General features: G+C 74.6%; 22 protein-coding genes and 1 other RNA gene. 6 read left to right on the top strand and 17 right to left on the bottom strand.

The features are described from left to right. Positions 1 to 19: 19 nt before the first annotated feature. Positions 20 to 1,672 (top strand): multicopper oxidase family protein, encoded by a 1,653-nt coding sequence (locus tag CAE01nite_RS02160; RefSeq protein ID WP_146899203.1) that lies wholly within the window; start codon positions 20 to 22, stop codon positions 1,670 to 1,672. 3 nt (positions 1,673 to 1,675) lie between these two features. After that, a complete protein-coding gene (lepB, locus tag CAE01nite_RS02155) occupies positions 1,676 to 2,179 on the top strand; it encodes a signal peptidase I (protein ID WP_146899200.1) in 504 nt (167 codons plus the stop codon). Between the two features lie 27 nt (positions 2,180 to 2,206). On the opposite strand, the gene CAE01nite_RS02150 is transcribed toward lepB, so the two are convergent. Beyond that, on the bottom strand, positions 2,207 to 2,890 hold the full coding sequence (locus CAE01nite_RS02150; RefSeq protein WP_146899197.1) for a hypothetical protein: 684 nt from the start codon (positions 2,888 to 2,890) through the stop codon (positions 2,207 to 2,209). 135 nt (positions 2,891 to 3,025) lie between these two features. Here CAE01nite_RS02150 and CAE01nite_RS02145 point away from each other — a divergent pair, with 135 nt between their 5' ends. Continuing rightward, complete coding sequence (locus CAE01nite_RS02145; RefSeq protein WP_146899194.1) at positions 3,026 to 3,517, top strand: NUDIX hydrolase; 492 nt, start codon at positions 3,026 to 3,028, stop codon at positions 3,515 to 3,517. A gap of 36 nt (positions 3,518 to 3,553) precedes the next feature. On the opposite strand, the gene CAE01nite_RS02140 is transcribed toward CAE01nite_RS02145, so the two are convergent. The 12 genes from CAE01nite_RS02140 to CAE01nite_RS02085 all read right to left on the bottom strand — a co-directional run bounded on the left by CAE01nite_RS02140 (position 3,554) and on the right by CAE01nite_RS02085 (position 16,435). Continuing rightward, entirely contained in the window at positions 3,554 to 4,630 is a 1,077-nt protein-coding gene (locus tag CAE01nite_RS02140) for an aspartate-semialdehyde dehydrogenase (RefSeq protein WP_146899191.1), read from the bottom strand. A 2-nt stretch (positions 4,631 to 4,632) separates the two neighbouring features. After that, complete coding sequence (locus CAE01nite_RS02135) at positions 4,633 to 5,913, bottom strand: aspartate kinase (RefSeq protein WP_146899188.1); 1,281 nt, start codon at positions 5,911 to 5,913, stop codon at positions 4,633 to 4,635. Positions 5,914 to 6,012: 99 nt separating this feature from the next. Then, entirely contained in the window at positions 6,013 to 6,795 is a 783-nt protein-coding gene (locus CAE01nite_RS02130; RefSeq protein WP_146899185.1) for a TSUP family transporter, read from the bottom strand. Positions 6,796 to 7,002: 207 nt separating this feature from the next. Then, a complete protein-coding gene (locus CAE01nite_RS02125; RefSeq protein ID WP_146899858.1) occupies positions 7,003 to 7,524 on the bottom strand; it encodes a DUF5063 domain-containing protein in 522 nt (173 codons plus the stop codon). Between the two features lie 145 nt (positions 7,525 to 7,669). Beyond that, positions 7,670 to 8,269, bottom strand: a complete 600-nt coding sequence (gene recR / locus CAE01nite_RS02120) for a recombination mediator RecR (RefSeq protein ID WP_146899183.1) — start codon at positions 8,267 to 8,269, stop codon at positions 7,670 to 7,672. 67 nt (positions 8,270 to 8,336) lie between these two features. After that, positions 8,337 to 9,098, bottom strand: a complete 762-nt coding sequence (locus tag CAE01nite_RS02115; protein ID WP_146899180.1) for a deoxyribonuclease IV — start codon at positions 9,096 to 9,098, stop codon at positions 8,337 to 8,339. Positions 9,099 to 9,210: 112 nt separating this feature from the next. Continuing rightward, complete coding sequence (locus CAE01nite_RS02110) at positions 9,211 to 10,491, bottom strand: nucleotide disphospho-sugar-binding domain-containing protein (protein ID WP_146899177.1); 1,281 nt, start codon at positions 10,489 to 10,491, stop codon at positions 9,211 to 9,213. A gap of 85 nt (positions 10,492 to 10,576) precedes the next feature. Next, positions 10,577 to 10,999 carry a VOC family protein gene (locus CAE01nite_RS02105; RefSeq protein ID WP_146899175.1) on the bottom strand — a complete coding sequence of 141 codons (423 nt, stop codon included), beginning with the start codon at positions 10,997 to 10,999 and terminating at the stop codon, positions 10,577 to 10,579. 77 nt (positions 11,000 to 11,076) lie between these two features. Next, positions 11,077 to 13,788, bottom strand: coding sequence for a DNA polymerase III subunit gamma and tau (locus tag CAE01nite_RS02100; protein ID WP_146899172.1), 2,712 nt, complete (start codon positions 13,786 to 13,788; stop codon positions 11,077 to 11,079). A 106-nt stretch (positions 13,789 to 13,894) separates the two neighbouring features. Then, complete coding sequence (locus tag CAE01nite_RS02095) at positions 13,895 to 14,740, bottom strand: SRPBCC family protein (RefSeq protein ID WP_146899169.1); 846 nt, start codon at positions 14,738 to 14,740, stop codon at positions 13,895 to 13,897. Next, positions 14,737 to 15,333 (bottom strand): ArsR/SmtB family transcription factor, encoded by a 597-nt coding sequence (locus CAE01nite_RS02090; protein ID WP_146899166.1) that lies wholly within the window; start codon positions 15,331 to 15,333, stop codon positions 14,737 to 14,739. The genes CAE01nite_RS02095 and CAE01nite_RS02090 overlap by 4 nt, the downstream gene beginning before the upstream one ends. Before the next feature lie 124 nt (positions 15,334 to 15,457). Beyond that, positions 15,458 to 16,435: a diacylglycerol/lipid kinase family protein gene (locus CAE01nite_RS02085; RefSeq protein WP_146899163.1), complete on the bottom strand. Its 978-nt coding sequence runs from the start codon at positions 16,433 to 16,435 to the stop codon at positions 15,458 to 15,460. 113 nt (positions 16,436 to 16,548) lie between these two features. Between CAE01nite_RS02085 and CAE01nite_RS02080 the strand changes: the two genes are divergently transcribed. After that, positions 16,549 to 17,757 carry an acyltransferase family protein gene (locus CAE01nite_RS02080; protein ID WP_146899160.1) on the top strand — a complete coding sequence of 403 codons (1,209 nt, stop codon included), beginning with the start codon at positions 16,549 to 16,551 and terminating at the stop codon, positions 17,755 to 17,757. A gap of 32 nt (positions 17,758 to 17,789) precedes the next feature. Here CAE01nite_RS02080 and CAE01nite_RS18975 read toward each other — a convergent pair whose 3' ends face one another. Beyond that, the gene (locus CAE01nite_RS18975; RefSeq protein WP_425549753.1) at positions 17,790 to 17,966 is read right to left on the bottom strand and encodes a zinc finger domain-containing protein; all 177 of its coding nucleotides are present in this window, start codon (positions 17,964 to 17,966) and stop codon (positions 17,790 to 17,792) included. 251 nt (positions 17,967 to 18,217) lie between these two features. Here CAE01nite_RS18975 and CAE01nite_RS02075 point away from each other — a divergent pair, with 251 nt between their 5' ends. Beyond that, positions 18,218 to 18,964, top strand: a complete 747-nt coding sequence (locus tag CAE01nite_RS02075; protein ID WP_146899157.1) for a polysaccharide deacetylase family protein — start codon at positions 18,218 to 18,220, stop codon at positions 18,962 to 18,964. Positions 18,965 to 19,030: 66 nt separating this feature from the next. Here the strand turns inward: CAE01nite_RS02075 and CAE01nite_RS18700 are convergent, their stop codons facing one another. The 3 genes from CAE01nite_RS18700 to ffs form a co-directional block, all read right to left on the bottom strand. Further along, entirely contained in the window at positions 19,031 to 20,023 is a 993-nt protein-coding gene (locus CAE01nite_RS18700) for a GGDEF domain-containing protein (protein ID WP_146899154.1), read from the bottom strand. Further along, on the bottom strand, positions 20,016 to 22,859 hold the full coding sequence (locus CAE01nite_RS02065) for an EAL domain-containing protein (protein ID WP_186816380.1): 2,844 nt from the start codon (positions 22,857 to 22,859) through the stop codon (positions 20,016 to 20,018). Before CAE01nite_RS02065 ends, CAE01nite_RS18700 begins: the two co-directional genes overlap by 8 nt. 395 nt (positions 22,860 to 23,254) lie before the next feature. Continuing rightward, positions 23,255 to 23,351, bottom strand: an RNA gene (gene ffs, locus CAE01nite_RS02055) — signal recognition particle sRNA small type. A gap of 156 nt (positions 23,352 to 23,507) precedes the next feature. On the opposite strand from ffs, the gene CAE01nite_RS02050 reads away from it, so the two are divergent. Then, positions 23,508 to 24,035 (top strand): sigma-70 family RNA polymerase sigma factor, encoded by a 528-nt coding sequence (locus CAE01nite_RS02050; RefSeq protein WP_146899144.1) that lies wholly within the window; start codon positions 23,508 to 23,510, stop codon positions 24,033 to 24,035. The last annotated feature ends 1 nt before the right edge of the window (position 24,036 follow it).

Below are 24,036 nucleotides of genomic sequence, written 5' to 3'. Positions count from 1 at the left end.
CACGAATCGGAGCAGCACCATGAACGTCAACCGTCGCGAGGTCCTGACCTTCGGAGCACTCGGCGCACTCGGCATCGCCGGCCTCTCGCTCCCCTTCGGGGGGTCCGTCGAGGCCAAGGCCGCCAGCACGCTCGCGCCGGCGAACTTCCCGGTGCCCTACCGGGCGACCTTCGCCCGGCCGACCATGCTGGGCTCCAGCCTGCGCCTGGACCGGAACGGCGAGCCGTACCGGCTGTTCGAGGTCACCGAGAAGGCCAGCACCGCCACGATCGTGCCCGGCCTGTCGACGCCGGTGTACTCCTACGACGGCAAGGTGCCCGGCCCGGTGATCAAGGTGCAGCAGGGCGAGCGGGTCAAGCTGCGCGTGCGCAACGACCTCCCGGCGCTGCACCCCCAGTTCGGGCACCCCTTCAACACCTCGACCCACCTGCACGGGTCGGCGTCGCTGCCGCAGTTCGACGGCTACGCCAACGACGTGACGCACCCCGGGGACTTCAAGGAGTACTGGTACCCGAACTGGCAGCCGGCACGCACGCTCTGGTACCACGACCACAACGTCATGACGACGGCGCAGAACGCCTACTCCGGCCTGGCTGCGCAGTACCACCTGACGGACGCCGCCGAGCAGGCGCTGCTGCCCCAGGGGCACTTCGACGTCCCGATCACCGTCAACGACGCCATGTTCGCCGCCGACGGCTCACTCGCCTACAACGACAACAGCCACTCGGGCCTGTGGGGCGACGTCATCCTCGTCAACGGCAAGCCCTGGCCCACCATGAAGGTCAAGCCCGCGATCTACCGGTTCCGAGTCCTCAACGCCTCCATCGCCCGGTCCTTCCGGTTCCGGCTGAGCAACGGGGCGCCGATGCACATGGTCGCCACCGACGGCGGGCTCATGCCCAGGACGCAGTCCGTCGTGGAGTACAAGCACGCCGGCGCCGAGCGCTACGAGTTCCTCGTCGACTTCCGCTCGTACGCCCCGGGCACGCTGATCAACCTGACCAACCTGTCCAACGCCAACAACGTCGACTACGACCACACGAACAAGGTGATGCGGTTCGAGGTCGTCGCGGACTCGCCCGACAACGGCGGTGACCGGCGGATCCCGTCCATCCCCAACCTCCTGGTCAGCAGCGAGGCGATGAGCCTCACCACCGCGCAGGCCACGAACCGGACCAGCATCCGGCTGGAGCGCTCGGACCTGACCAACGAGTTCCGGATCAACGGCAGGACCTGGCTGGACGTCGAGCACAGCGACTTCACCAGCGTGCTCAGCAACCCCCAGCCCGACGAGGTCGGCCTGTGGACCATCGAGAACCGCAGCGGCGGCTGGTTCCACCCGCTGCACATCCACCTCGTCGACTTCAAGGTCCTGACCCGCAACGGCCGTCCCAGCGCGGCCTGGGAGCAGGGACCCAAGGACGTCGTCTACATCGGCGAGAACGAGACGGTCCAGCTGCTCATGAAGTTCACCCTGAACAAGGGCGGCGGCACCACGGGCGGCAACGCCGGTGGGCGCTACATGATCCACTGCCACAACCTGCCGCACGAGGACCACGACATGATGCAGCAGTTCGCGGTCGGGAACGCGGCCGTCAACGACCCGATCACCTCCGCTCCGTGCCAGGAGGACACCGGCGAGTACGACGACGGCCCCCTCGCGGGCGTCTGACCCATGACGCGCCGCGCCCGCCACCTCACCGCGGCGGTCGCCGTCGCCGGGGCGGTCCTCCTCGTCCGGGGGACCGCCCTGGAGCCGCTGACCGTCGCGTCGCCCAGCATGGAGCCCACGCTGGACGTCGGCAGCACCGTCGTCGTCGACAAGCTGACCCACCGCTGGCGGGGCGTCGACGTCGGGGACGTCGTGGTGTTCACCGACCCCGAGGACGGCGACGACGCGGTCAAGCGCGTGGTCGCGCTCGCCGGGCAGACCGTCGCGCTGCGCGACGCCGTCCTGCACGTGGACGGTGTCGCCGTCGACGAGCCGCAGGTCGACCTCAGCCGCATCGACGGGACGTGGTTCGGCCCGGTCACCGTCCCCGAGGCCAGCGTGTTCGTCCTCGGGGACTCCCGCGGGGTCTCCATCGACTCCCGCACCTACGGCTCGGTTCCCCTCGACGCCGTCGAGGGCCGTGTGATCGCGGCGATCCCTCGGCTGCGGGGTCCGGGCTCGCGGTGATCCGCCTGCCGCAGCAGGCGGCCGGTGTCAGACGGTCGTCGCACCCGTGCTGCCGGAGAACACGGCGGCATCGGCCGTGGAGCCGTCCGGGGCGACGCCGGCCGAGTCGCCGCTCGGGTCGCCCCAGCGTGGGCCGAAGCCGCGCGGGCCGCGCCCGTGGCCACCAGCGGGCAGCTCCTCCTCGACGAGCCCGGCGATCCGCTCGGGCAGTGCCGCGATCCTCTCGTCGGCCTCCTCCTGGGTGAGGTCGCCCTCGGTCACCTCCTCGGTGATCCGCTCGGTCCCGGCGGCGACGAGCGCGTCGACGAGGGTCTGGGTGTCGACGCCCTGGGCCTCGGCGACGTCCGCCAGCGTGGTGCCGTCGACCTCGAGCGCCGTGCGGAGCTCGTCGGCGGTCATCCCGAGCGCCTCGGCGGCGGCGTCCAGGGCGATGCCCCGCCCGCCGTGACCGTGACCGTGCCCGCCCGGGCCCCGCAGCGCGTCCGAGTCGTCGAGCGTCCGGGCGACCTCGTCGGCCTGCTCCTGCGTGATGCTGCCGTCGGTGACCAGACCCGCCAGCGCGTCCCTGATGGCCTCCAGGCGGCTGCCGATGCCCGTGCCGTCCTCGGCGGTCGTCTCCGCCGAGGCGAGCGGCGCCGTGACGACGGCGAGCCCGGCCACACCGAGGACGCCCGCCACGCCGGCGGTCGCGATTCTCCTGCGCATGCTCATGTCCGTCTCCTTCTCGAGTCGCCCGGGCTCGTCCCGGGTGCTCCACGACTCTGGGGTGCGGACCTGTGCCGGACCTGTGCGTGAGGTGTCGACCGGCCGTGAGCCGTCCGGGGGCGACCTCGGTACGCTCGCGCCGTGCCGATCCCCGAGTTCGTCCGTCGCCTGCGGGACCGGGTCGGGACGGAGCTGCTGTGGCTGCCCGGCGTGAGCGCTGTCGTCGTGGACGACGACGGTCGCGTCCTGCTGGGCCGCCGCGCGGACAACGGCCGCTGGGCGGTGGTCAGCGGGATCCTCGAGCCCGGTGAGCAGCCGGCCGTCGCAGCCGCGCGGGAGGTGCTCGAGGAGACCGGGGTGACGGCCGAGGTCGACGGCCTGGCGTCGGTGGTCACCGACCACCGGGAGGTCGTCTACCCGAACGGCGACCGCGCCCAGTACCTCGACCTCACGTTCGCGTGCCGGTTCGTCGCCGGGGTCGCCCACGTGGCCGACGACGAGTCGACCGACGTCGGGTGGTTCAGCCCGGACGCGCTGCCCGAGCCGCTGGCCCCGACCTCCCGCGAGCGGATCGCGCACGTGGTCGCCTACCGGGCGGACCCGTCGCGGGGCGCCTGGTTCACCCGTCCGTGACGGCGCGCAATGCCCACGCCGGAGACGGGCCGGGCGTCAGCCGGCGACGCGCTCCCGGGCGGACCGGTCGGCAAGCAGCACCTCGGCGATCTGCACCGCGTTGAGCGCCGCGCCCTTGCGCAGGTTGTCGTTGGAGATGAACAGCGCCAGGCCGCGGTCGTCCGGCACGCCCGGGTCCTGGCGCAGGCGGCCCACGAAGCTCGGGTCCGCACCCGCGGCGCCCAGCGGGTTCGGGACGTCGGCGAGCTCGACGCCCGGTGCGCCGGCCAGCAGCTCGCGGGCACGCTCAGGCGTGAGCGGCCGGGCGAACTCGGCGTTGACCGACAGCGAGTGCCCGGTGAAGACCGGGACCCGCACGCAGGTGCCCGACACCCGCAGCCCGGGGATGCCCAGGATCTTGCGGCTCTCGTTGCGGAGCTTCTGCTCCTCGTCCGTCTCGTGCGAGCCGTCGTCGACGAGGTTCCCCGCGAGCGGCACGACGTTGAACGCGATCGGGCGCACGTACTTCCGCGGCTCGGGGAAGGTCACCGCGCCGCCGTCGTGGACGAGCGCCAGGGTGTCCTGCTCCACGGCGCCGCGGACCTGCTCGTCGAGCTCGGTCGCGCCGGCGAGCCCGGAGCCGGACACCGCCTGGTAGGTGCTGACGATCAGGCGCTCGAGCCCGGCCTCGTCGTGCAGGACCTTCAGGACCGGCATCGCGGCCATCGTGGTGCAGTTCGGGTTCGCGATGATGCCCTTGCGCGCGTCCCGCACCGCCTCGGGGTTGACCTCGGAGACGACCAGCGGGACGTCGGGGTCCAGCCGCCAGGCGGAGGAGTTGTCGACGACGATCGCGCCGGCCGCGGCGAACCGGGGCGCCTGGGCCTTCGACGTCGCGCCCCCGGCGGAGAACAGGGCGATGTCCAGGCCGGTCGGGTCGGCGGTGGCGGCGTCCTCGACGACGACCTCGGCGCCCTTCCACGGCAGCGTCGTGCCGGCGGACCGGGCCGAGGCGAAGAACCGGATCTCGGCGACCGGGAAGTCGCGCTCCTCCAGCAGGCGACGCATGACCGCGCCGACCTGGCCGGTCGCTCCGACGACGCCGACCCGCAGCCCTTCGGTGGTCTCGCTCATCACTACCGCCCCGTCCCGCCGTAGACCACGGCCTCGTCCTCGTCGCTGTCCAGCTCGAACGCGGTGTGCACCGCGCGGACGGCGTCGTCCAGGTGGTCGGCGCGCGTGACGACCGAGATGCGGATCTCGGACGTGGAGATCATCTCGATGTTGATGCCGGCGTCCCGCAGCGCGGCGAACAGCTTCGCCGAGACGCCGGGGTGGGACCGCATGCCGGCGCCGACCAGCGACACCTTGCCGATCGTGTCGTCGTACTGCAGCGACGCGAAGCCGATCTCGCCCTGCACGGCCGTGAGCGCGGAGATGCCGACCTGACCGTCCGCCGCGGGGAGCGTGAACGAGATGTCGGTCAGGCCGGTGGCGGCGGCGGACACGTTCTGGACGATCATGTCGATGTTCACGCCGGCGGCCGCGACCGCCTCGAAGATCCGCGCGGCGGTGCCGGGCACGTCCGGGACGCCGACGACGGTGATCTTCGCCTCGCTGCGGTCGTGCGCGACGCCGGAGATGATCGGCTGCTCCATGGGTCCTGCTCCTTCGTCGTCGGACGGCTGCGCCGTGACCAGTGTCCCCTCGCGCCCGGAGAACGAGGACCGGACGTGGATCGGCACCCCGTAGCGCCGGGCGTACTCGACGCAGCGCAGCACCAGCACCTTCGCGCCGCTGGCGGCCATCTCCAGCATCTCGTCGTAGGAGATGCGGTCGATCTTGCGCGCGCTCGGCACGATCCGCGGGTCCGCGGTGAACACGCCGTCGACGTCGGTGTAGATCTCGCAGACGTCGGCCATCAGCGCGGCTGCGAGCGCGACGGCGGTGGTGTCCGAGCCGCCGCGGCCCAGCGTGGTGACGTCGTTCGTGTGCAGGGTGACGCCCTGGAAGCCCGCGACGATCGCGACGGCGCCCTGGGCGATCGCGTTGCGGATGCGGGACGGCGAGACGTCGATGATCCGCGCCCTGCCGTGGGCGCTGTCGGTGATGACGCCGGCCTGCTGCCCGGTGAACGACTGCGCGTCCACACCGAGGTTGGCGATCGCCATCGCCAGCAGCGACATCGAGATCCGCTCGCCGGCCGTCAGGAGGATGTCCATCTCGCGCGACGGCGGCATCGGCGTGATCTCGTTCGCGAGGTCGATGAGCTCGTCCGTGGTGTCGCCCATGGCGGAGACGACGACGACGACGTCGTGACCGGCGCGCTTGGACTCGGCGATCCGCTTCGCGACGCGCTTGATGCTGGCGGCGTCCGCGACGGAGGAGCCGCCGTACTTCTGCACGATCAGAGCCACGTGAGGGAACCTTCGTCGGGCCGGGCTGGACGACCGCCGAGTCTAGGGCCGCCCACACTGTGGACCGCGGCCCCGCCACATGTCGGACGCGACCGACCGTCAGGCCAGGACGTCCCAGCCCAGGCGCACGATGAGGCCGCCCACCACGACCATGAACACCACCCGCACGAACCTGCTCCCCTTGGCGACCGCCATCCGGGCACCGAGGTAGGCGCCGGCGATGTTGGCGGCGCCCACGACGAGGCCGAGCTGCCACAGCGGCGCGCCCTGGAGGGTGAAGACGACGAGCGCGCCGAGGTTCGTCGCCGCGTTGACGATCTTCGCCTTGGCCGACGCCTCGAGGAATGCGTACCCCAGGACCGCGACGAGCCCGATCACCAGGAACGTGCCCGTACCCGGGCCGAGCAGGCCGTCGTAGAACCCGATCCCGGCGCCCAGCGCGACGGCGCCGGTCAGGTGGCGGCCGCCCGCCCAGCGCAGCGACGTGGCGCGGCCGAGCTGGGGCCGAGCGAGGGTGTAGACCGCGACCGCGACGAGCGCGACGAGGATGACCGGCCGGAACACCGACGCCGGCAGCGAGCTGGCGAGCAGCGCTCCCCCGCCGGCGCCGACGAGCGCGGCGGCGGCCATCGGCGCAGCCGTGCGCAGGTCGGGGTGGACGCGCCGGTAGAAGGTCACGGCGCTGACCGACGTCCCCATGATCCCGGCGAGCTTGTTCGTCGCCAGCGCCTGGACCGGGCTGATCCCGGGGACCAGCAGCAGCGCCGGGAGCTGCACGAGGCCTCCCCCGCCGACGACCGCGTCGATCCAGCCGGCCACGAATCCCGCGAGTGCGAGCAGCAGCACCACGTCGGTCGCGAGCTCGACGCCTCCGCTGGTCACCGGCGGTCGGGGCGGGTGCAGGGGGCGGCGCTCACGGGCGCTGGTCTACCACAGCGGCGACGACGAGCCATGCGGGCGGGTGAGCACCAGCACGGTGCGGGCGAGGTCCGTGCGCGCCTGCTCAGCCGCGCGCACGTGGTCGCCGATGAGGATCGAGGTCTGCCGCCCGTCAGGATCGACGCCTCCAGCGGGCGTGCGGTCCGTCGCTCAGGCCTGGAGGGCGTCGTACTCCGCCTCGGCGGCGACGTCGTCCTCCACGTCCAGCCGCAGGTGGGCGAGGATGATCTGCAGGACCCGCAGCGCGCTGGAGGCCCGCTCGCCCCAGTTGGACAGGTAGGAGAACTGCCACCACCACAGCGCCTCGAGCTCCTGGCCGGCGTCGAAGTGCCGCAGCCCCTGCGCGAGCGCGCCGGCGATGACGACGAGGTCACCGGAGATGGTGGCGGCGCCGATCTCCGGCCCGAGGACCGGGTCGACGATCTCGGGGTAGTCGTCGAGCCCGTCGAGCACGTTGGCCAGGGCGGAGTGCAGCGGGTCGACGTCGGGGTCCGGGCCGACGTCCGGCTCGAAGCGCTCCGGCGGGACGATGTCGAGCATCGCCCCCAGCCGGGAACCGGCCGACAGCACGTCGGAGACGGCGAGCAGCAGCAGCGGCATCGTGGCGTCGGGGTTGGACCCCGCGGCGACCTCGGTCACCGTCGTCAGGTAGGCCCGGGCCTCGTCCGCCATCGTGCGGGCGACGCCCAGCAGCTCGGCGGTCTCGGCGTCCAGGTCGGGAGCGCTCCGCCCGGCGCCGGACGGGCCGGACGGGCCGGGGACGCTGGACAGGCCGGTGCGGGCCGACCGCAGGCCTCGTGGGCCGGGAATCACGTCGTCAGGCATTGATCCGCCTCCGTCCTTCGAACGCCCGTCCGAGAGTGATCTCGTCGGCGTACTCGAGGTCGCCGCCGACCGGCAGGCCTGAGGCCAGCCGGCTCACGGTGAGCCCCATGGGCACGAGCATGCGGGCGAGGTACGTGGCCGTGGCCTCGCCCTCGACGTTCGGGTCGGTCGCCAGGATGACCTCGGTGACCACGCCGCTGGCCAGCCGCGACAGCAGGTCCTTGATCCGCAGGTCGTCCGGGCCGACCCCGGCGATCGGGTTGATGGCGCCGCCGAGCACGTGGTACTTGCCGCGGAACTCGCGGGTGCGCTCGATCGCGACGACGTCCTTGGGCTCCTCCACGACGCAGATCACCTCGTCGGACCGCCGCGGGTCACGGCAGACCCGGCACTGCGGCTCCTGCGAGACGTTGCCGCAGACCTCGCAGAAGCGGACCCGCGCCTTGACCTCGGTGAGGGCGTCGACGAGGCGCCGCACATCGGTGGGGTCGGCCGCGAGCAGGTGGAAGGCGATCCGCTGCGCGCTCTTGGGACCGACGCCGGGCAGTCGCCCGAGCTCGTCGATCAGGTCCTGGACCGCGCCTTCGTACACGCCGTCAGCCTACGGGGTGACACCGACGCCGCCCGCCCACGGTGTTCGGGTGCGGCTGCGCGGCGGCTCACCCCGCGAGCGCGGCCCGCAGGAACGCGATGTCCTCGGCCTGACGCTCCGCCGGGGTCTCGACGAGGACGTCGCAGCCCGCCTCCCGCACGACGTGCGCGATGAGCTCCGGCGGGATCTCGCCGGTGGCGAAGCTGGCGTGCCGGTCGCGGCTGGACCCGAACGGGTCCCGCGAGCTGTTGGCGTGCACGAGGTCCACGCGACCGGTGACGGCGCGGACCCGTTCGACGATCGTCTCCAGGTCCTCCCCGGCCGCCCAGGCGTGGCAGGTGTCCAGGCACACGCCGACGTCGTACTCGCCGATCGCGTCCCACAGCATCGCGATCCGGTCCAGCGTACGCGCGCAGGCGTTCTCGCCCCCGGCCGTGTTCTCCACCAGGACGCGCACGGGGAACGTCGCGCGGGCGAACGTCTTGCGCCAGTTGTCCACGCCGACGGCGATGTCGTCGCCCTCCCCGACGTGCCCGCCGTGGACGACGAGCCCCCGGGCCCCGAGGCCGGCGGCGGCGGCCGCGTGCTGCTCGATCATCTTGCGGCTGGGGATGCGGATCTTGTTGTTCGTCGAGGCGACGTTGACCAGGTACGGCGCGTGCGCGTAGACGCCGAGGCCGGAGTCGAGGATCGCGTCGGCGTCGTCCCGGGGGACGGGCTTCTTCCACCCCTGCGGGTCGGCGAGGAAGAGCTGCACGGACTGCGCGTCGACCTCGGCGGCCATCGCCACCGGGTCGTCGCCGCGCACATGGGCGCCGATGAGCGGCATGGTCGTCCTCCTGTGGCCGGGCTCGCGCCAGGCTAGCCGCAGTGGCCCGTGGCGCGCCGCGCGGCGCGGTCGGGCGGGGCCGTCGGTGACGGCCGTCGGACCAGGCCAGCGGTCAGCGGCTCCGGGCGGGCGTCACCCCGATCATCGCCTCGACCTCGTCCGCGGCGCTGGGGTGGGTGGCGGCCTCGGAGGCCAGCACCTGCGCAGTCCGGGCGGCGGCCGAGGCGAAGGACGGGTCGGCCAGCACCTGGCGGACGGCGGCTGCCACGCGGTCCGCCGACGCCCGGGGCGAGACCCGCACCCCGGCGCCCAGCCGGACCACCCGGGCGGCGTTGGCGCGCTGGTCGCGGCCCATCGGCAGGCACACGACGGGGACGCCGGCGGCCAGGCTCTTGAGCACCGTGCCGTGCCCGGCGTGGGTCACGACGACGGACGCCTCGCGCAGCACCTCGCGGTGCGGTGCCGACCGCACGACCCGGATGTCGGCGGCCGCGGGCACCTCGTCGGGCGCGACCGCGCGCCCGGTGGTGATCACGCCGCGCACGGGCAGCGACCCCAGCGCCTGCGCGACCGTGCGGAGCACGCCCGCCTGGCGCTGGTAGACCGAGCTCATGCCGACCAGCACGAGCGGACCGTCCCCGTCCGGTCGCCAGTCCTGCCCGCCGGCCCAGTCCGGGTCGTCGGTCTGCGGCCCGACGTACCGCACGTTCGGGGGGAGCGTGGCGGGGAAGTCGAACGCCGCGCTGGACATCACCAGCACGCGGGACAGCCGGTCCAGCTGGGCGAACACGTCCGGTACCGGCGCCAGCCCGTACTCGGCCCGGATGCGGTTGAGCGGACGTGCGGCCCCCCGCGTCGCGAGCCGGGCGGCCCCGAGGACGGCCGTGTCGCGCAGCCTTCCCACCGGGGTGCGACCAGGGGACCACCCCGTGCTCATCGGCGGCAGACCCCGGGTCGGAGGCACGTAGAGGTTGGCCATGAGCCCGGCCGCCGGCAGGCCGGACGCCTCCGCGCCGATCACCAGCCCCGGCAGCATCGCCTCGACCAGTACGCCGTCCGTCGGCTGCGCCCGCGTCGCCGCGAGCACGTCGTCGGCGAACGCGCGGATCGCCGGTCCGCCGGCGAACCGGGTGACGACCCTCATCCGCGCGCGCGGGCTGCCGTGCTCGGCGGCCCCGAGCGCGGCGGTCTGCTCGGCGAGGGTCGCGAAGCTGGGCGCCGTCGTCCACGGCAGGAACTCGCACCCCGCGGCGCGTGCGGACGCCTCGACCGTCGGGTCGCCGAGCACCCGCACGCGGTGGCCGCGGCGTCCCAGCTCGGCTGCCACCCCCATCGCGGGCGGGACCGTCCCGCCACCGTCGACCACTGCCATGAGGAGCTGTGCGCCGTCCATGGTCGAGTCTCCCGCCGGAGGTGAGCCGCCGTCACCCCCTTCGGCGAGCCGGCGTCAACCCCCGTCCGCGCGGGCGGTCCCACGGTCAGCCGCCGGACCGGCCCCCGACCATCTCGAGGTAGTGCGGGTTGGTCATGATCCCCAGCACGTTGCCGAACGGGTCCACCACCGACGCGGTGACGAAGCCCTCCCCGCGCGGCGTGACCGGTGCATACGGGGTCGCCCCGAGCTCGAGGAGCCGCGTGAGCGTGCCCTCGAGGTCGTCGACGTGCCAGTGCATGATGGCGCCGCCCGGGCCGGAGGCCCCGCCCGGCGGCCCGAAGCGCCGGTCGATGATGCCGAGCTCCGCCTGCAGGTCGCCGAGCCGGAACTCGGCGTACGCCAGGCGCCCGTCCGGGCCGGACCGGTGGAAGTACGCCTCCACGCCGGTGACCTGCGCGTACCAGTCGGCCGCCGCGGCGACGTCGTCGGCCCAGATGTTCAGGGTGGCGAACCCTCGCAGCGTCATGCTGTCTCCGGCGTCTCGGCGTGGTGCTCCGGCCGGCGTGGTGCTCGGACCGGCGTGGTGCCCGGGCTGGTCGTGCGTCAGGCCTCGTCCCCGACCTGCTCGTCGATGACGGTCCCGCCCAGCAGCTGTGCCACGAGCGGGGGGCCGGTGAGGTTCGAGGTGGCGATGTCGGGGTCGTCGGGGCTGGGCGAGTCCTCCACGGGGGGCCCGGCCGCGACCGTGCGCTGCACGGAGGCGGCGTGGGCGCGCTCGCCGGCGGCGCGCGCGCTGCTCCGGGCCTGCGGTACCTCGAGGTCCGGCGGGACCTGGTCGACGGTCGGACCCTCCGGGATGTCGTCGTCCGGCGGCTCGACCGCGTCCCACGACGCCTCGGCCGCCGCGCGGTCCACGACCCGGTCGCGCCGGGCGGGTGCGTCGCGGGGGCCGCGTGACTCGCGCGCGGGCTCCGCGCCGGACGGCCTCGCGGCCGCACCGGGGGCACCCGCCGACGCGCCGTCGCCGACCCGTCCCTCGACGCGCACGTCGAACCCGAGCGTCTCGCGCACGGCACGCTGCACGATCTCCGCGTGCGGGCCGGCGCGGAAGGCGGTCGCCAGGCCGGGGCCCGGGAACAGCAGGGTGAGCGTGCTGGACGTGAGCTCCCCGACCTGCGCGTTCTGGCTGACCATCGCCCAGGTCACCTTCTTCAGGCGGCTCAGCGTCTCCAGCACCTCGGGCCAGCGGCGGCGCAGCACCTCCGTCTCCGGTCCGGCCCCGCCGGACGGACCCGTGCCGGACGTGCCGGACGCGCCCGTCCGGGCCGGGGCGGCGCGCGAGGGGCTGGGGGCCTCCCGGGCGGGGACGTCCGGGCCGGTCGCCGCGGCAGGGCGCGGCGGGCGGACGGCGTCGGGGTGAGCCGCGGCCGGCGGGGCGGCCGACGGGGTCGCCGGGGCGGCGTTCGGCGTCCCGGACGCCAGCAGGGAGTGCACCGGGGCCGGCGGCCGCCGGTCGGCGTCGGCGGGGGGCGTGGACGGCTGGGCTGCGGTCGCCTGCCCCGCAGGACCGGCCGCACCCTCGCGAGGGCGGGACACCGACCCGGGCCGCGCCACCTCCGGCCACGCGCCCTCGTCCGCAGCCGGCACCGGTCGGGCCACGGCGGGATCGCCCTCGGTCGGCTCGGCGTCTGCCCGGTCCGCCGCGGACGGCTCGGCGTCCGCGAGGTCCGCCGCGGACGGCCCGGCGTCTGCGAGGTCCGCCGCGGACGGCCCGGCTGCTGCCGGCGAGCCGGCGGGCGGCGCGACCGGGCGCGCGACCGGGGCGGGTGCGACCGGCGCGGGCTCGACCGGGGCAGGCTCGACCGGCGCCGGCTCGACCGGGCGCGCGACGGGGGCGGGCGCGACGGAGACCGCCTCCACCGGCGCCGGCCGGACCGGGGTGACCGGGGCGACCGGCGCCACGACCTCCGGTGCGGGCTGCGGCTCCACCCGGGGCGCGCCGCGGCCCGTGGCGGCGTCGACGGCCGCCCGCACGGCGGCACGGCCGCTGAGCTCGGGCACGACGGCGGGTTCGGGGGTGACCGGGGGCCCGGGGGCGACGGCGGTCCCCACCGCCGCCGGCCGCTCGCCGGACCCGCCGGCCCGCACGGCCGCCGGGCCGGCACCGCGCTCGAGGCGGTCCAGCCGCGCGCCGTGACCGAGCAGGCCGTCGTCGGCGGCGGGCAGGAGGAGGCGCGCGACGAGGAGCTCCAGGTGCAGGCGGGGCGACGTCGCGCCGGTCATCTCCCCGAGCGCCGCGTTGACCAGGTCGGCCGAGCGGGACAGCTCGGCCGCACCCAGGTGCGCGGCCTGCGCCCGCATGCGGGTGAGCTGGTCGGCGGGCACGTCGCGCAGAGCGGCATCGGCCGCCTCCCCGGACGCCGCCAGCACGATGAGGTCGCGCAGGCGCTCGAGCAGGTCCTCCACGAACCGCCGCGGCTCGTGACCGGTGGAGATGACGCGCTCCACGACGCGGAAGGCACTCGCTCCGTCGCCCGCGGCGACCGCCTCGACGATGTCGTCGAGCAGGGTGGAGTGCGTGTAGCCCAGCAGCTGCACCGCCCGCTCGTAGTCGATCCCGGTCTCGTCGGCACCGGCCACGAGCTGGTCCAGCACGGACAGGGAGTCGCGCACCGAGCCGGCCCCGGCCCGGATCACCAGGGGCAGCACGCCGGCCCCCACCGAGACGCCCTCGGCGGCGCACAGCGCCTCGAGGTACCGGGTGAGCACGTCCGGCGGGACGAGCCGGAACGGGTAGTGGTGCGTGCGCGAGCGGATGGTGCCGATGACCTTGTCCGGCTCCGTCGTCGCGAAGATGAACATGACGTGCTCGGGCGGCTCCTCGACGATCTTCAGCAGGGCGTTGAAGCCCTGCGGGGTGACCATGTGCGCCTCGTCGAGGATGAAGATCTTGAAGCGGTCGCGAGCGGGGGCGAAGGTCGCGCGCTCGCGCAGGTCGCGGGCGTCGTCGACGCCACCGTGGCTGGCCGCGTCGATCTCGACGACGTCGAGCGACCCCGGTCCTCCCCGGGCCAGCTCCACGCAGGACGGGCACACGCCGCACGGGGTGTCGGTCGGCCCGGTCGCGCAGTTGAGGCAGCGCGCCAGGATGCGCGCCGACGTCGTCTTGCCGCAGCCGCGGGGGCCGCTGAACAGGTAGGCGTGGTTCACCCGGCCCGTGCGCAGGGCCTGCATGAGCGGCGCCGTGACGTGCTCCTGCCCGATCACCTCGCCGAACGTCTCCGGCCGGTAGCGGCGGTACAGGGCTGTCGTCACCCACGGAACTCTAGACGCCGCCTCCGACGTCGTCCGGCGTCGTCCGGGCCCGCCGGAGAGACCCCGGCGGGGGGACGGCGCGACCCCACGCCGGGCGGCGCGGGCCTCAGACCGTCGGCGTCCGGGCCTGCGCGTACGTCGCCAGGAACGGGCCCCAGGGCTCGGCCAGGCCCGGGGCCTCGGGGCCGTACAGGTACAGCCACAGACTCAGCGCCACCGCGTCGCCGGACCGCTCGGCGGCGAGGAAGGCGGTCCCCGGGACGGGGGCGTCCAGGACCAGGGCGTACGCCCGCACGCCGTCGGTCGCCCGGGTGGACGCGACCCGTCCGGCCAGCGGCGGCGCGCCGGGGCCGGACGACGTCAGCGCGTCACCGGGGCGCAGGTCGGCCGGGACCCCCAGGGCCGCGCACACCCCGGCGAAGGCGTCGTCGGGGTCGCCGGGGACCGTGGCCGTGGGGATCACCGCACGGGCCTGCCGACCGCGGAAGTGGGTCAGGTGCAGGCGCAGGTTCTCCAGGAACAGCGGCCACCCCTCGTTGAGGCCGTCGTACTCGGCGTCCCAGTTCTCGTCCGCGCCGAAGCCGCTGGTCACCAGGCGCACGACGCACGTGCCGCCGTCGCGCGCCTCGACCAGCCACTCGAACGCCAGCGCGCGGTCCCCCTCGCCGGCCAGGACCAGCCGCCGTGGTGGCTCCCACGCGGTGACCGTCCCGCCGGGCACGAGCCCGCCGCCGAAGTCCATCCGGACCTGGCCGCCCGGGCGCTCGTCCACCTCGTGCGCGACGAACCACGACGTGATGCCCGGGCCGGTGGCGATCGCCCGCCAGACCTCCTCGGGCGTGCCGGGCACCTCGACGGACAGGTCGATGACGCGGTCCGGGTCCTCAGGTCGCCGGTCGTTGGCCCGCTCGTCGGGCATGCGCTCGACGTGCTGCTCGACGGGGTCGGTCATGGTCGGTCCCTCCGGGTGGGCGCGGGGTGGCTGAGGACGACGACGCGGTAGGTCCGCCCGTCGGGCGCCGCCTCGTCGTGGTACCGGGCGGCCAGCGTGCGGACCGCCTGGGCCAGGTCGTCCGCGAACGCGGCGCGGTCGGCAGGCGACGCGAACCGCACGTCGGCGTCGACCGCCAGCGTCGGCAGCCGTCGGCCGGCCTGCGCCGCCCCTCGCGCCAGCCCGCCCACCTCGCGCACCGCGCGGGCCGCCAGCGCGAGCAGGTACCCCGCCGAGAGCCGGTCCGACACGCGGTCCGGGTCCGCGCCCGCGGCGCCCAGGGCGGCCGGGGACACCACGTACGCGTCGGCGCTCGCGGCCAGGACCCGCTCGGTGAGGCCGCCGTGCGCCCGGTGCGCCACCTCGACGACCAGGCCCTGGTCCTGCAGCGCGCGCAGGTGATGGCCCAGCTGCTGGCGCGGCAGCCCGAGCCGCGCCGCCAGGCCCGCCGCGGACGCCGGCTCCTCGGCGAGGGCCGCCAGCAGCCGGGACCGGCGCGGGTCCAGCGCCGACGCCGCCGTCCCCGGGTCCTCGATCACCGCGATGTCGGGCACCGGACCAGGCTGACCTTGACAGTGATACCTGTCAAGGCTGCGGGAACTCGTCGACCGACCAGGTCGGCGGCGCGGGCAGAGCGAGCAGGTGCCGGCAGCGGGTCCGCACGCCCGGCTCGGGGCGCTACACGCGGGCGGACGCGGGGCCGGGTGCCGCCCGACCGGGATGTCGAGGAGCCATCACGCGCAGCGCCTGCGCCGTCACCTCGACGTGGATCGGTGTCATGCCGGAGACCTCGCCGTCGACGTCGACCGTCAGCGGTACGTCCGTGGTGATGTGGAACTCGGTGCCGGTCAGGTACCCCTTGCGCTGCACCGGCTGCCACGGCGTGAGCGCCTGCCGTGCCGCCGCCCAGGCCGTGGAGAAGCGCGAGCTGCCGCCGAGCGCGTAGACGACCAGGAGCCGGTCCTCCAGGCTCGCGTCGCGGGCGATGGCGGAGCCGCCGTGCATCCGGCCGTTGGCGATGTTGAGCTGGTGCGTGCGCACGCGCCACGTCGTGTCGCCGCTGCGCACCTCGGCCGTGAACGGCCGGTGGGAGCGCAGCGTGCGGGCAGCCGTCGCGGCGTAGGCCGCCCGGCCCAGGTGGCGCTTGAGGAGGTGCGGCGTGCGGCCGGCGACCTCCGCGGAGACGCCGATGCTGACGAGGTTGGCGAACCAGTCGCCGTTCACCCGCCCGAGGTCCACGTGCGCGACGCGCCCGTCCACGACGACGTCGATCGCGTCCCGCAGCCGCGGCGGCAGCCCGAGGCTCCGGCCGAAGTTGTTCGTCGTCCCCAGGGGCAGGTAGCCCAGCACGGTGTCGGTGTGCGCGAGGTGGTCGACGACCGTGGCGATGGTGCCGTCCCCGCTGCCGACCACCAGCAGCGGCGGGTGCTCGGCCAGGATCCGCGGGACGAGGTCGGGCAGCTGGCCGGCAGGGTCGGTGACCAGGTGCTCGGCGGTGATGGTGAGCCCGCGCTGCTCGAGCATGCGCCGGACCGTCCCGTGCAGCGCCGCCCCGCGCCGGGAGCGCACGTTGACGAGCAGCACCGCCTCCCGCGCCGCCGCCGGGGTGGCGGCAGCGGCGGACGCGCGGTCGGGTGTGGCCTGCGCACCGGTCATGGAGGTCATCCTGCCCGCCCCCGTGGTCCGTCACGGTCGCGCTCCGGCACCCGAACGGGTGCCACGGGAGCCGGTCCGCCAACCCTTCCCTCGCGTGAGGCTAGGGTCGCCCGATGCGATCAGACGACCCGACGACCACGCGCCCGTCGGCTCCCGTCACGACGTCGTCGACGCGGCTGCACTCTCTCGACGGCCTGCGCGGCACGCTCATGGTCATCGGCGTGCCGTACCACGCGGCCGTGGTGTTCTCCGGCGACACCTGGGTCGCGCCCGGTGAGCAGTCCCCCGTCCTGATGGTCCTGTGGGGTCTCGTGCACCTGTGGCGCATGCCCGCCTTCTTCGTCGTCGCCGGGTTCTTCGCCGTGCTGGTCCTGCGGCGGCGCGACCCCGGCACGTGGTTCCGCGGGAGGGCACGGCGCCTGGGCGTCCCGCTGCTGTTCGGGCTGCTGCTGCTCAACCCGCTGCAGGCGCTGCTCGTCGCCCGCCACCGGTCGGGCGACTGGGGCACCGCGGTGGACCGCTGGACCACCGGCGTCGGCAGCTGGACGGGCATCTACCACCTGTGGTTCCTCATCGTCCTGCTCCTGTACTGCGCCGGCGCCGCCGTGCTGCTCTCGTCCCCCTGGCGCGCACCGGCAGCCCGCGTGGCAGCCGCAGGGCTGACGTGGGCGCAGGCGACGGTGGGCCGGACCGTCGCGGTCCTCGGTGCCGCCGGCGTCGTCGTGGTGCTCGGGCTGGCGATCTGGCGGGCGAGCGGGATCGGCGGCCTGCTGGGCGGCGTGGTGACCAGCGAGGTGGTCCTGTACGTGCCGGCCTTCGTGATCGGCGCCGCACTGGCGCTGCGCCCGCAGGACCTGCGTCGCGCGAGTGCCGGGTGGCCGGTGCTGGCTCTCGTGGGGGGCGTGTGCCTGGTCGTCCACGTCGCCGAGTCGATGCAGACATGGCAGTCCCCCGCCGGTGCCGCGCTCGTCGCCGCCGCCGACACCACCGGGGGTCTCGCGGTGGCGCTGCTGATCCTCGGTGGTGCCGCTCGGGTCGCCGACCGCAGGAGCCGCCTCGTCGACTGGGTCGTGGACGCCTCACTGCCGATCTACCTGGTGCACTACGTCCTGGTGGTCGCGTGCGCCGTCTGGCTCCTGCCGACGGGGATCGACGCCGTCGCCGGATGGGCGCTGGCCGTGGCCCTGCTCGTCCCCGCCTGCGTGCTCGCCTACGAAGCCATCAACGCCGTCCCGGTGCTGCGCCTGCTGGCGACGGGGCGCAGGTCCCGCGGGACCACCCTTGCCCAGGTGCTCACCCGCCGACCCCGCCCGGCGGCCTGAGCACGCTGCTGCCGCGGACGCTCAGGCGACGCTCACTGGCTGGGCAGAGCCGAGGTACGAGCGTAGGCGGCGCGTCGCCGTCGGTGCGGTCGGCGTGGCACCCGCTCCGCGGTGCGGCACAGCGCCCCCGGGACGGCAGCACACCGAGGGCAGTGCACTGCCAGCGCAGGGTCGTTCGGGTCGGGCTCGGTCTCCGCCTGGGACGTCATGCGCCCATGCTGCCCGTCCACCCGGTCGCCCGCTCGCCCGGGCGGCACGACAGGGGCAGCGCCCGGCTCGCCGTCGCCCGTCGCGTCCCGCGGGAGACGTCTCGCCTACGGGCATACGGCGAAAGGTGCCGGTCGCCGGGCGCGAAGGCGTCCGTTAGTGTCCGCACGCGGTTAGTTCATCCAATAACCGGAATTGACGACGGCGCAGCGAGGCGCCGGTCGTCCACACCTGTGCCGACGAAGGAGTCCGCATGAAGAGGTTCGCATCAGTCCTGCTGGTGGCCGTGTCGATGGTGCTCGCCACCACCGGACCCGTGTCCGCCGCCGCGCCGGCGCCCCCGTCGTCGTCGTCCGTGAGCATCCCGGTCCTCGCCTACCACGTCGTCAGCGACAACCCGTCCGGCCGGTACCAGCTGAGCACGGCGAAGTTCACCGAGCAGATGGCCTACCTGGCGTCCAACGGCTACACGACCCTGACGGCCGACGAGTACCGCAGCATCATGACCTTCCAGGCTCCGGCGCCGAGCAAGCCCGTCCTGCTGACCTTCGACGACGGCACGAGCGACTTCCTCGTCCACGTGGTGCCGGTGCTGGAGCGGTACGGCTTCAAGGCCGTCCAGTTCGCGGTGTCCGACTGGGTGGGCACGCCAGGTCACCTCACCGCGGCGCAGCTCGCCGGGCTGCCCGCCACGGTGGAGGTGGAGAACCACACCAAGGACCACAACGACCTGTCGACCCTGAGCTACGAGGGTGCGTACGCCTCGGTCACCGCCGCCGACACCGTCCTGGCGGGGATCAAGGGCTCCCGGACCGAGTACCTGGCCTACCCGTACGGACGCTACGACGCCGACGCCCAGCGGGCGTTGCGGGACGCCGGCATCCAGCTGGCGTTCACGGTGGCGGCCGGCAAGACGACGCCTGGTGACGACCTGCTCGCGCTCAACCGCAACATGATCGTCAGCAGCGAGACGATGTCGAGCTTCATCAAGAAGGTCTGACGGACCTGCCCCGGGGGGCGGGACTCGTCGAGTCCCGCCCCCCGGGGCGTGCGGCCCCCTCACCTGTCACCGCCCGTGGTGGGCGGCGCTCCCGCGTGCCTGGCGCTTGTCGCGGTACATCGCCTCGTCGGCCTGCCGCCACGCCGTCTGGAGCGAGGACTCCGGGTGGCGGACCCCCAGGCCGACCGCCGCGTCGACCCCGGCCGCGCGCAGCGCTGCGTGCAGGCGCTCCCGCTCGACCGTGCCGGCGTGTCGGTCGGTCTCGACGGTCAGGACCGCGAACTCGTCACCGCCGAGGCGGGCGACGTAGTCCGAGGTCCGCACGTTGTCGGTGAGCGCCGCCGCGCAGGCGGCCAGGAGCCGGTCTCCAGCGGTGTGCCCGCGGGAGTCGTTGACCTCCTTGAGGCCGTTGACGTCGATGACCAGGACGCACGCGGGGTGGCCGTAGCGGCGGCAGCGGGCCTCCTCAGCGGCGAGCGTGTGATCCCACCCGCGGCGGTTCCCGGTCTGGGTCAACGCGTCCATGGTGGCGTCCGCCTCGGCACGCTCCGCGCGTCGGTGCAGCTCCTGGTTGGCGAGCTCGAGCTCGAGCACCGTCGACAGCAGACGCGCCTGGACGACGACCAGGCCCTCGGCGTCGTGCAGCGACTGCGCCTGGGGTTCGGGGTCGAACGCGCACAGGGTCCCGAAGACCCGCCCGTCGGACTGCACCAGCGGCACACCGATGTACGCCTCGACGGGTGCGTGCCGCCGGTTGGGTGCGTGGGCGAACGCCGGCACGTCGGCGACGCGGGGAGCGACGTGCGGGCCGTGCCCGGCGACCATCTCGGCGCACAGCGACCCGTCCCAGCTGAGCACCGCCCCGGCGTCGATGCCGTACCCGTCCGGTGCGTCGTCGACCTGCAGGACGACCTGGTGCTCACCGGCCGCGCGGGTGACCATCCAGGCGCGCATCCCGAGCCGGGCGCGCAGCTCGCGGGTGACCTCCCGCGCAGCCGCCGCGAAGTCGGCGAACGGGAGCACGTCGCGCGCCGGGCGGGCGGTGCTGCCGTCATCCATGAGTAGGTCCCTCCGTCTCGGCGGCGTCCGTCCGGGATCGCACGTCCGCGGCGGGAGCGGGACGGCCCAGGAGGTAGCCCTGCGCGCGGTCGCACCCCGCGTCGATCAGCGCCCGGAGCTGCTCGGGCTGCTCCACGCCCTCGGCGACCACGCGCAGGTCCAGGCTGTGGGCCAGGGCGACGATGCCGGCGACGAACGAGGCCGAGCCGGGCAGCTCGGCGGTGAAGGACTGGTCGATCTTGACCTCGGTGGCGGGCAGGCGGCGCAGCTGGCTCAGCGAGGAGTAGCCGGTGCCGAAGTCGTCGACCGAGATCCCCACGCCGAGCGCACGCAGTGCGGTGAGCTCGCCGAGCGCATCGGTGTCAGCGACGACCTGGCTCTCGGTGACCTCGAGCACCAGGCGGTGCGCGGCGAGGCCGGTCTGCTTGAGCACCAGTCGGACGAAGTCGCTGAAGCCGGCTGTGTGCAGCTGCGACGCGGAGACGTTGACCGCGAGCTCCAGCGGCGTGCCGCCGACGTGCCAGCCGGCGACGGTGCTGCAGGCCACGGCGAGGACGTGCGCGCCGATCTCGCCGATGGCGCCGCTGTCCTCGGCGATCGGGATGAAGACCCCGGGAGGGACCATGCCCAGCGTGGGGTGTTGCCACCGCACCAGCGCCTCGACGGCCACCGTCCGACCGGTTCCGGCGTCGACCTGGGGTTGGTAGTGCACCACGAGCTCGTTGCGGCTGGCTGCGTCGTGCAGGTCGGTCTCCAGGCGCAGCCGGTCCATCCCGTCGACCACCGGCGCCGGCAGGCCGCGGGTACGCGCCTTGAGGCGGTACATGTCCTGGCGGGCGCGCGCGACCAGGGAGCCGGCGTCCTTCGGCCGGCGATCACCGTCATGGGCGGCCCATCCGTCGCTGAGGGCGGAGCCGATGGCCATGCTGATGTACACCTCCTCGCCCGCGGCGGTCATCGGGGCCGCGAGCCGGGCACGGATGATGCCGGCGACGTCGCGCAGCTCGCTGTCCGACGCCACGTCGGGCAGCAGCACGACGAACTCGTCGCCGGAGTAGCGGGCGACGGTCCCCGGCGCCGCGACGGACGCGACCAGCGCCTGCGCCACGTGCTGCAGCAGCTGGTCGCCGGCCTCGTGGCCCCGGGAGTCGTTCACGCGCTTGAACCGGTCGACGTCGCAGAACAGCACACCCACCCGGCTCCGGTCCCGCCGGGCGGCCTCCAGGGCGGCGTCGAGGCGGTCCTCCAGCACCACGCGGTTCGGCACGCCGGTCAGGGCGTCGAGCGTGGCCTGGCGGCGTACTCGCTCGAGCAGGCGGGTGTTGTCCAGGGCGACCGCCGCCAGACCGGCCACGCCGGTCAGCCGCTCGGTCAGCACGTCGTCGAGGACCGCCGGCGCGCCGGTCACCCAGTGCGCCAGCACGAGGCCCAGCACCTCGCCCTCCAGGACCACCGGCACCGCCGCCATGACCTCGACGTCGAAGGCGGCGAGCATCTCCCGTGCCCACGTCGAGCCGGTCGCGTCGAGCCGGACCGGTGCCGGGCTGCGCAGCAGCGCGCACAGCTCGGGGCTCTCCTGGGGATCGGTGGTGTAGCGCGCGACCTCGTCGGTCAGCCGGTCCGGCCAACCCCACATCCCGGCGATGGTCGCCCGGTGGGTGTCGGGGTCCAGCAGCGCGAAGGCGGAACGGTCGGCCCCGGTCAGCGGCGGCACGGCCGCCGCGACGGCGTCCGCCACCGACGCCACGGTGCGGTGCCGCGACAGGGAGCTCGCGACCGCGAGCAGGAGGCGTGCCGTCCGTGACTCCTCCCGGGCCCGCTCCAGGTGCCCCGCCATCTCCACACCGGCGGCAGCGTGCTGGGCGAAGGCCGCCAGGGTGCCGAGGTCCTCGGGGAGGAAGTCCTGGCCGGGCAGCGCCACCGCGGACAGGTATCCGTGGTGCTGGGCCGCCGACTCCACCGCGACCGTCAGCACAGGATGGCCGGCCACGACGTGCGACCCCGGTCCAGCGGCGTGCAGCTCGTCGACCGCACCGGTCAGGCCAGTGCCCGCACCCACGTGACGACGATGCCGGCGGCCGGACGGCAGTGTCACCGCCAGGACGTGTCCGGGCGCGTGGACGGCCGAGCCGGCGCGCGCCGCGATCCGCTCGAGCACGTCCTCCAACGACCCACCGCCGACCAGATCGGCAGCCGCGGACTGCAGACCGGCGAGCCGGTGCTCGAACGGTGCGATCGGCCCGGCGGCCACCTCACCGCCCGTCGGCGCCTGCGTCCGCGACCACCTGGTCCGCCACGGGCGCTTCCATCTGAGCTCGTACACGCACTCCGGCGCGGAGTCGACCTGGCACTCGGTGTGCCGGACCTCTGCCGCGGCCTCCCCGAACAGGACCGGGACCTGACGCAGCAACCCGATGGTGTAGTCGCAGTCCACACGGTCGGCGTGGTCCGGCGGGGAGACGCGCGACACCACGCTCGCCGCCCCGGGGGCGGCGTCCTGGCAGCGGAGCACCGCGGCGCTGTCGAGTCGCGCCGACGCACGGGAGACGAGGCGCAGCGCCCGCTGCGGCGACCCGGCCGACCGCACCAGGGCGCGGACCGTCGCGAACGCCGGATCACGCAGCGCCGCAGCGCCCAGCTCCAGACCGAAACGATCGTCGCCCAGGACGTCGGCGGCCGCCGCGAAGAGGCGCAGCTTCGTCGGGTGGTCCACCCGCCCCGTGGCACTGCGCAGCGTGTCGCGCTGCCCCTGCACGTCCGCACGCCGCAGGACGGCGGCCACACCGTCCTCCCCGAGGCGGTCGGCCACCAGCTGGAGGACCAGACGCGTCGTCAACGTCGACGTACCGACGTCCGACGAGACCACAGATCCCGCACTGCTCACTTCCACCACAACCATTCCCTCGCCGATCCCAGCGATGTAGGCCGTGGGCACGCCCTGTTCCAGCACCACCTCGACAACACGACACCGACGGTGACCGATACCGACCGTGACGAGACGCGCGTCACCCGCCCGACGCAGCCCGGCAGCACCGGCCCGGTCCACCGATCGACCGGTCTCCGGACCCGGCCCGGTCCAGGACCCCGCCACGGTCGCACCGGTGCCCGTCGCGCGCGCGGGCACCACACCTGCTGAGACGCAGCAGGTCGGGTTCGAGGGGACGACGGCGACGCGCGCCCGTCGGCAGGCGGCGGAAGGCCGGACGGCGTCGTCCCTCCGGCCCCACGGACGAGGAGGACCCCCCGCACACCCGCCAGAGCCCGCCTGCCCTTGCTGCCTTCCGGCCCTGGGGGGGTTCAGCGAGATGACGCCGCACGAGGGGTCTGCCGGAATCCTAACCCAGCCCGAGGGGGTGATCTCCAGCCGCCGTCCGGGTGCCCACCGGCCCCACCGCCCGCACGCGGACAACGTTCCAGGGCCGCCGGGCGTCATGATCGGTAGCAGCGGCCCACCGGGCCGCGCCCGGCCGGCGAGGGGTGACGGGTGTCCACCCAGGACGACGTGGTCGAGTCGCTGATCGCGACCCGCGGGCGTGCCCTGCGGGGCTACGCGTACCTGCTGTGCGGCAACCTCGACGACGCGGAGGACCTCGTCCAGGACGCGCTGGTCAAGACCTTCTCCCGGCGGCGCGCCGGCCTGGAGCTCGACTCCGCCGAGGCGTACGTGCGCCGCACCATCCTCACCGTCTACCTCGACGGCTGGCGACGACGCGGGCGGTGGGCGGCGCGCCTCCACCTGACGGCCGAGCCGTCCCAGACAGCCGGCCCGGAGTCCTCCACCGGGGACCGGGTCGACGTCGTCGCGGCACTGCGCCGGCTGCCGCCGCAGCAGCGGGCCTGCGTGGTCCTGCGGTTCTACGAGGACCTCACCGTCACCGAGATCGCGCGCCGGCTCGCCGTCAGCGAGGGCGCCGTCAAGCGGTACCTGAGCATGGGGGTGCACAGCCTCGAGGGCGTGCTCGGCCCGATCCGGCCCGCACCCACCCAGACCCTTCTCGTGCGGGAGCGATGAC

The organism is Cellulomonas aerilata, from assembly GCF_007991755.1.
Lineage (GTDB): Bacteria > Actinomycetota > Actinomycetes > Actinomycetales > Cellulomonadaceae > Pengzhenrongella > Pengzhenrongella aerilata.
This window is presented reverse-complemented; position numbering and strand designations above follow the sequence as displayed.